The organism is Sphingobium xenophagum NBRC 107872, assembly GCF_000367345.1.
GTDB classification, from domain to species: Bacteria; Pseudomonadota; Alphaproteobacteria; order Sphingomonadales; family Sphingomonadaceae; genus Sphingobium; species Sphingobium xenophagum.
Genome location: NZ_BARE01000093.1, coordinates 1 through 7,039, shown reverse-complemented (window position 1 = coordinate 7,039; position 7,039 = coordinate 1). Strand labels below are relative to the sequence as shown.

Genomic DNA, 7,039 nt, shown 5'->3' with positions numbered 1-7,039 from the left:
CCGCAAGGTCCATGCTGCCATCAAACTGGTCGAAGCGAGTATCTCGCCGACAGAAGCGGCACGGCAACTCGGCATCGGCCGATCAACCATATATCGAGAAATGCGCCGCCTTGGCGTGGAAAGGCCCGCCTGAATGTCCAGATCAAAATCGGTTCACGATCTTTCGGGCCTGATGAAATATGCGGAACGGGCGCCATGGGATGAAGCGATGGCTGAAATGCTGTCCGCGCATCTTGGCCCAGCGTGCGAAGCAACCGGACTCGAGCCAGACGCCATATTCGAAATCATCGGTGATCACTGGCAAGGGCCGCTATGGGGCTGTTTCTTTGAAGATCTGCTGACGCAGGAACTGGAACCTGACGGTGGCAATCTGGTCGATGACTATCTCAAGCGCCGGGGCTGGAACGAAAAGGCGCCGAACAAAGCCTATATGCGCGCACTACGCGATACGGTCATGTCGCTCTATGAAGTCAGCGAAGTGGTTCCCGGCCAATCGATGACCTTGCGCGATCTGCTGCGCGACGTCGCCCCGGTGACGGTGCGGGAACACGGTGCGACCCAGACCCTCGTCAACTGGGACAAAATCGCCGCAAGAATTGTTGACGTGAACGGTCGGCACGGCATTTCCGGGGCACTCCTGCCGTTCAGCGCAGATGGCGCCGTGCGCGTAATCGACGCGCTTTCCCGACTTGTGGACGATGCACAGGGCACTGTCGGATTGGATCCCCTAGACAAGGACGCGCTCTTGCGGGCATCGGGGCCGATGTTCACGAACATGTGGCTGCTCGACTGTCTGGGTAAGGCCATTCCCGGCAGCTCGCCGGATATGGTCAACGCGGACGGTGATGACCTTGTGTTCCACCGTATCGTTTTTCCGCTGGCAAAGGGCGTGATCGGCAAAAGCGTGGTTCGCAGGCTGAACGCGGCTCAATGGCTGGAACCTGCGAGCGACACGTTCTGGAACTGGCTGGCACCGGTGACGAAGAAGAGGACACCAGAAACGACCAAAGGCGGGCAGGCTTTTGTGACAACCATGGAGGACGGCACACCCGTTTTTGCCAATGTCGAGTTGGCTGGACGCAAACTGATCGTTGAGGTCAACAGCGCCGCCCGCGCTGAACAGGCGATTGCGCAGATGAGCGAGTGGCTTGGTGATTGCGTGAGCACACCTATGACCGAAATCCGGACTCTGGCCCAGTTCATGGCCGATGACGCCGCCCGCGCTCCGCAGGAAGTGCCGCTCGATATCCCGCCGGACGAAATCGAACGCATCGTTCATCAGATGCTGACACGCGAATATACCAAAACGCTTGATGAAGCGGTGCCGGCCCTCGGGCACAAGACGCCACGCGCTCTGGCCCGCACGAAGGCAGGCCGACCAAAAGTGGCCGACTGGCTCAAATATATAGAGAATGGCGCGGCAAAATCCGGTGCTGGTGATCCGATGGCCACCTATGATTTTACGTGGATGTGGCGAGAGCTGGGCATCATCGACCTGCGCCGTTGATCGCCATCACAGCGCCGTTCTTGCACTGTTCTCGCTTAGCGTTGTCTGGCGTACCTTCCACGCTATGCCCTCCTATACAGCCTGCGGCTCACCTTGGCCTTGCACACCGGAGTTTCATTGAGCGGGTGGTTCGTGGAGGACGTTGGCTGGCAGGCCATCTACTGGCAGGCAACGCTCTTTGGAATCGCCTTCCTCTTCCTCGCGCTCGTGAGTTTTCCCCAGCGGGAGGTTGGCTGGAGCCTGTTCGCCCGGACGAACAAGGGCGAGGTTGCGATGTTCTGTGTGGGGCTCACACTTCTCTATGTGGGGCTGGATCAGGGGAATCGTCTCGACTGGCTTGCGTCGGGAACGGTCCTCGCTTGCCTCACGGGAGGCCTGCTGCTCGTACTGGCCGCCATCGCATGGCAATATATCTCTCCCGTTCCCTTCGCGCACCCTGCAGCGCTTCTTCGTCGGAATATCCACATGCCGCTGATAATCGTGACGCTGTTCGGCGTGACGAGCGGGGCGACCTCAGTACTGATCCCAAACTTCCTGGCCGCTGTCGGGCACCTCAAGCCCGAGCAGTCCGGCGCTGCGCTCTGGGGGGTCGATCTGGTGCAGCTCGTCGCATTACCCGTGGCAATCTGGTCGATCCGCAGGGCCGATCCGCGTTTAACCCTGGCAGGAGGGCTGCTCCTCGTGATGTTGGGCTGCTGGCTCGGTAGTGGGATCACGCACGACTGGCGGGCAAACGACTTTGTTACAATGAGCGTCCTGATCGGCATGGGCAACGCCGCCGTGCTCCTGACGATGATCGCTATGACTGTCGCTAACGCGGCGCGTGAGGAACTCATCAGCATCGTCGCCTACATCCAGATACCCCGTGTCCTGGGGCCAGAAATCGGACTTGCGATCCTCACCACATTACTACGCAAGCGTGAAGCGTTCGCCTCTGTTTTGGTGGGCAGCAACGTCGAACGGGTTCGAAGCGCCGCGCTGGACTTTCACATCGATGGGATGGGATCCATTATCCGTCGGGAGGCGACGGTTCTCTCCTACGCGGATGCATGGACATTTTGCTTCGCAGTGGCGGCACTCGCGATGCTGCTCGCCGTGTTTCTGCGGCGCACGCCGCCGCATCCTCTCGTCAAACTGCATCGTCCCCAATAAGGCAGCACGCAAGGAGAAGCGTTTTGGCGGATAAGGATGAAGGTGAAGGTTCAGGACGTCGTCGGGGCATCCAGTCGATCGAGATCGGCATGCGGATCGTCGATGCCCTTGCGGCCAGCGAGGGTCCACTGCCTCTTAGCAGCATAGCGCAGATCACGGACATGGCGGCGCCGCAAGTGCATCGCTATCTGCACAGCCTTATCGCAGCAGGCACCGCTCGGCAGGATCCTGCCACCGGTCATTATGATCTGGGGCCGGGGGTTCTGCGCATTGGGCTTGCGGCCCTGGCCCGTACGGACGCATTTAGGATCGTCGATCGCGTGATCGGCTCCTATGTGGAGACTTCGGGACAGACGGTCCAGATATCCGCCCTCGGGCCGACAGGCCCGACTATCGTGCGGATATATCGCGGCCGCCCTGCGCTGCTGACGACCTTGCAGGTGGGTGTTGTCCTGCCCTTGGCCGGGTCGGCGACGGGTCGCGTATTCCTGGCCTTTGCTCCGCCAGCCGAAACCGCGGCAGCGATGACCTACGAGGGCAGCGATGGGATGGAACGGGCGGCTCTCGATGACATGCGGAGCAGTGTGCGACGTGAAGGACGTTCTGTGGAGCCGGGCTCCCTGATACCCGGGCTTCGCGCCACTGCTTTCCCCATTTTCGATCTTCAAGGTCGCGCGATCCTGGTCGCAACAGTGCTCGGACTGGTCAACGACTGGAACCCCAAGATTGCGCAGCTTGTCGGGCAGCTCGGAGGACTGTGCAAGCAGATCAGCGCGGAGCTGGGTTGGTTAGATGAAGGCCATCGATCTGATTGAGTGGTTCCCAATGGCCGGCCTCTTGGGCGATTGTCACGATGAAAACGGTCAGCGCGCCCAAGGTTCTGCGATCACCGCCGGGCCAAGGTCTAGATTGTAGAGGCGAAAGCAGCATGCCACCTGCCCATATTAAGAATTGTGGTATCGCACAGCGTCGTCGTGGTCGTCCCAAGCAGTTCGATCCACAGGAGGTTCTATCCGCCGCCCGAAGGATATTCTGGGCCAAAGGGTATGATGGAGCCACCATAGAGGAGCTGTCCTGCGCGATGGGCATCAGTCGCCCCAGCCTCTATTCCACTTTTGGCAGCAAGGAAGGATTGTTCAACAAAGTAGTCGACGAGATCGATGCCGAGAATTTCGGCTATATGCGCCTCGCGCTCGATCAACGTCGAGCGCGCGATGTGGCCGCTCACCTGCTTCGCGGTGCTGTAGGCATTTCAGGTGGCGCTGCCCGTGGCTGCGTTGAGCTTATCGGCTGCGTGGCAGGCGGACCACAAGATGTTACTGTGCGTGCGACTGTTCGCAAGCGCAATGGGGCGGCGCGCAGGGCACTGGCGACGAGGCTTGAGAAGGCGAAGGACGAAGGGGATCTTCCATCAGCCTGCGATCCGCAGTCGATCTCCAGCTGGCTTTTCGCGATCATGCAGGGGTTGATCGTGCAGGCAGCCTGTGACGTAGATCGCGACACGCTCTTGCAGATCGTTGACCTCACCCTGGCGGCGTGGCCCCCTTGCGGGACTGGGCCCGATCAGGGCGCGCCTCGCTGACCGGCTGGCTGTAGATATCCGCTCTCCGCTCCAAGGGGCGTCTGTCTCGTCTGGTCGTTCAAGCAGACTGCGGGCGCCTGCCCGCGCCACCTGAAGTCTGTTTGCACTACTTGCTCCCTTAAACAGGGCTTGGCGTCATGAAGTTTTTGAGGGGATACTGCGGATCGGTCATCCCCGGCTCTATCAGTGCCTTCGCCTCCACGAGGCGCTTGCCCTGCACATAGTCCTTGGTGGCGTTGACGCAGTCGAGCGCGATGACACGACCGTCACGTCCGTAAACGACCGTAAAGCTGCCGGTTGCAGGATCGCCGCGAACAAAGGTCTGATCGTAACCGGCCGTAAGGCCTACGGTCTGGAGGCGGATGTCATACTGGCTGGACCAGAACCACGGGACAGCATGATATTGCGCAGCCGTACCGCAGATCGTGCGCGCGACGACCACCGCCTGATCATTTGCATTCTGGACGGATTCCAGCCGGATCGGGATGTCGTTCGGAGCAAAGCTGTTCACATGGGCGGCGCAATCGCCAAGCGCATAGACATGTGGAATGCTGGTTCGCCCGCTTGCATCGACGAGCAGACCATTGCTGGCCTTGGCGCCTGCAACAACAAGGGGTGAGATGGCGGGAATAATGCCGATGCCGACAATGACGAGGTCGGCCGGGATAGGGTCTGCGTCATTAAGTTCGACGTGCGTGACACGTCCATCCTGCCCGAGCAGGCATCCAACCTTGGTCCTTAGGCGAACGTCGACACCTCTGGACCGGTGCTTTTCCTCGAAAAAGCGCGACAGCGGTTCGCCAGCAACGCGGGCAAGCACCCGGTCAAGGGCTTCGATGAGGGTGACGTTCTTTCCGAACTTCGCCATCACTGCCGCTGCCTCAAGACCGATATATCCGCCGCCGATGATCACCACTTTGGAAACGCCAGGTAGTTCGGCGGCAAGTGCGTCGGTATCCGCCCGCGTTCTGACATAGTGTACGCCGCCAAGATCGTGACCGGTGCAATCAAGACGCCGCGCGCTTCCGCCCGCACACCAGACGAGGTCGCCATAGCCCATGCTCCGACCATCTGCGAGGAAGACCAACCGTTGCGTGGGATCGACCCTTTCGACGGCGCATCCCAGATGCATGGCGATGTGGCGGTCATTCCAGAAGGACGCGGGTCTTATCAGGATTCGCTCAAATCCCTTCTCAGCCGCCAGATACTCCTTGGAGAGCGGGGGGCGTTCATAGGGAAGGTCGGGCTCTGCGCCGATGATAGCGATGGTTCCCGCAAAGCCATTCTGGCGCAGTGCGATGGCTGTCTGCGCCCCGCCATGGCCAGCGCCAACAATCACGACGTCATAGTGCGTATCAGTCATCCCGTTCGTCCTTCTGAGGGGAGCCTGCTAGAAGCGAAAGTTGCTCTGCAAGCCCATGAAATGGGCGCTTTGACCGCCACCGCCTTTAAAGGCGTCGCTGGCCAGGAAGCGATTATAGGTGCCCCGAAACGCAAGATTTCGCGTCGCCTGCCATCCAATCTCGATATTGTAGGCCGAGCCGACAAACCGGCTGGATCCTGTCGGCATGACCAGCGGAGCGGAGGTCGGAGCGCTGTAGGTGCTGTCTGCAGCAGACTGGCGCCAGAACAGCTCAGGGCCGATGGCGATTGTTGTGCGACGGGTTGGCTTCACCGAAAGCATCGGAAAGATATCGATCATGTTGGAGAAGTTAAACCAGGCGGCATCGCTATTGTTGTAGATCGGCGCCTTGGGGAAGGGCGCCACGAACGTGCCACGTCGCCCGTCGTTCGCATTTTTATCTCCCGAGAAAATATTGCCCCGTACGCCGATGCGCGGCGTGAGCGGAAGGGAGGGCATATTGTAGCCGCCCTCGAACATCACGGCCCATGCGCGGATGTCTTCATTGCCAAAGGAGCCGAACTGGTAGGCGCCCTCAAGGTCATAGTCCCAGTGATTGCTTCGTCCGTAGATCCTGGCGCCTAGCGTCTTACGCTTCTCAAGCCCTGCTGCACCGAGCAGCCGTGCGCCTTCGCGCCGTTGGTCGTAGTAATATAGATCTGCCGCAACGCCCGGCACTGCCAATCCAAGCGGCGTGGACAGATAAATGCCGTTGAAGTGCGAACCTGGAATGGCGCCGTTGTCGAAGGCCTTGTTGGACAGCACCTGCACGGGCTTGGTGACGAACGCATCGATCCGCAGCTTGCCCTTCAGGTCATAAACGACACGCCCGCCCTGAAACAGGAAGCGCGCATTGGTGCCCTCACGCAGGCCGACCAGCCGCAGGCTCCCGAGTGGCATTTCGAAACGACCGCCGCGAACCGCAATGCTGCTCTGGTCGTCGATCGGGAGCTTGATGTCCACGAACGCTTGTTCCAGCTCGAATTTGTCTTCGTTAGGCGGTGTCGCAATCTCTTCGCCATACTCCCTGCTGTCTCCCAGTTCGGTGAAAATGCGGATGTTGGGACCGACATGAAGGTCGGCGAGCAACCGGAGCCGCTGCTGCAAAGTGGAATTGGCATCGTTGCCCGGACGCGCTCCCAGCGTCAGATGTTTTGTGTCGGTGTAGTAAAGGCGGGCTTCGCCACCCAGCGAGAGATAAACATTCTTGGCAAAGGGCAGGTATCGCAGCCGTTCTGCTGGAAGCCTTTCGTCTGCAGGGACGTCGGCAAGTCCGGACCAGTCTTCGGTCCACCGGATGAGCTGGGGCACACGACCGGCTGCAAGCCGCCCGCCTGGAATCAACTCCGGCGGGGGCGGCCCGGGCTTTGAAGGCTCGGGTGGCGGCGATGTCGGC

Annotated in this window: 7 protein-coding genes; 5 read left to right on the top strand and 2 right to left on the bottom strand. The window is 60.3% G+C overall.

Going from position 1 to position 7,039, the window contains the following annotated elements; all coding sequences use genetic code 11:
- Positions 1-19: 19 nt before the first annotated feature.
- The 5 genes from SX1_RS23345 (at position 20) to SX1_RS23340 (ending at position 4,241) form a co-directional block, all read left to right on the top strand.
- Positions 20-133 carry a helix-turn-helix domain-containing protein gene (locus tag SX1_RS23345; RefSeq protein ID WP_442196398.1) on the top strand — a complete coding sequence of 38 codons (114 nt, stop codon included), beginning with the start codon at positions 20-22 and terminating at the stop codon, positions 131-133.
- Positions 134-1,507: a DUF7986 domain-containing protein gene (locus SX1_RS21565; RefSeq protein ID WP_019054770.1), complete on the top strand. Its 1,374-nt coding sequence runs from the start codon at positions 134-136 to the stop codon at positions 1,505-1,507.
- Positions 1,508-1,639: 132 nt separating this feature from the next.
- Positions 1,640-2,659 carry an efflux MFS transporter permease gene (locus SX1_RS21560; protein ID WP_157410369.1) on the top strand — a complete coding sequence of 340 codons (1,020 nt, stop codon included), beginning with the start codon at positions 1,640-1,642 and terminating at the stop codon, positions 2,657-2,659.
- 23 nt (positions 2,660-2,682) lie between these two features.
- The gene (locus tag SX1_RS21555; protein WP_019054768.1) at positions 2,683-3,474 is read left to right on the top strand and encodes an IclR family transcriptional regulator; all 792 of its coding nucleotides are present in this window, start codon (positions 2,683-2,685) and stop codon (positions 3,472-3,474) included.
- 113 nt (positions 3,475-3,587) lie between these two features.
- Positions 3,588-4,241, top strand: a complete 654-nt coding sequence (locus SX1_RS23340) for a TetR/AcrR family transcriptional regulator (protein WP_069336632.1) — start codon at positions 3,588-3,590, stop codon at positions 4,239-4,241.
- 118 nt (positions 4,242-4,359) lie between these two features.
- Here the strand turns inward: SX1_RS23340 and SX1_RS21545 are convergent, their stop codons facing one another.
- Both SX1_RS21545 and SX1_RS21540 read right to left on the bottom strand, forming a co-directional pair.
- The gene (locus tag SX1_RS21545; protein ID WP_010338887.1) at positions 4,360-5,604 is read right to left on the bottom strand and encodes an NAD(P)/FAD-dependent oxidoreductase; all 1,245 of its coding nucleotides are present in this window, start codon (positions 5,602-5,604) and stop codon (positions 4,360-4,362) included.
- 27 nt (positions 5,605-5,631) lie between these two features.
- The coding region (locus SX1_RS21540) for an alginate export family protein (protein WP_026150038.1) at positions 5,632-7,039 on the bottom strand (1,408 nt) is incomplete at its 5' end.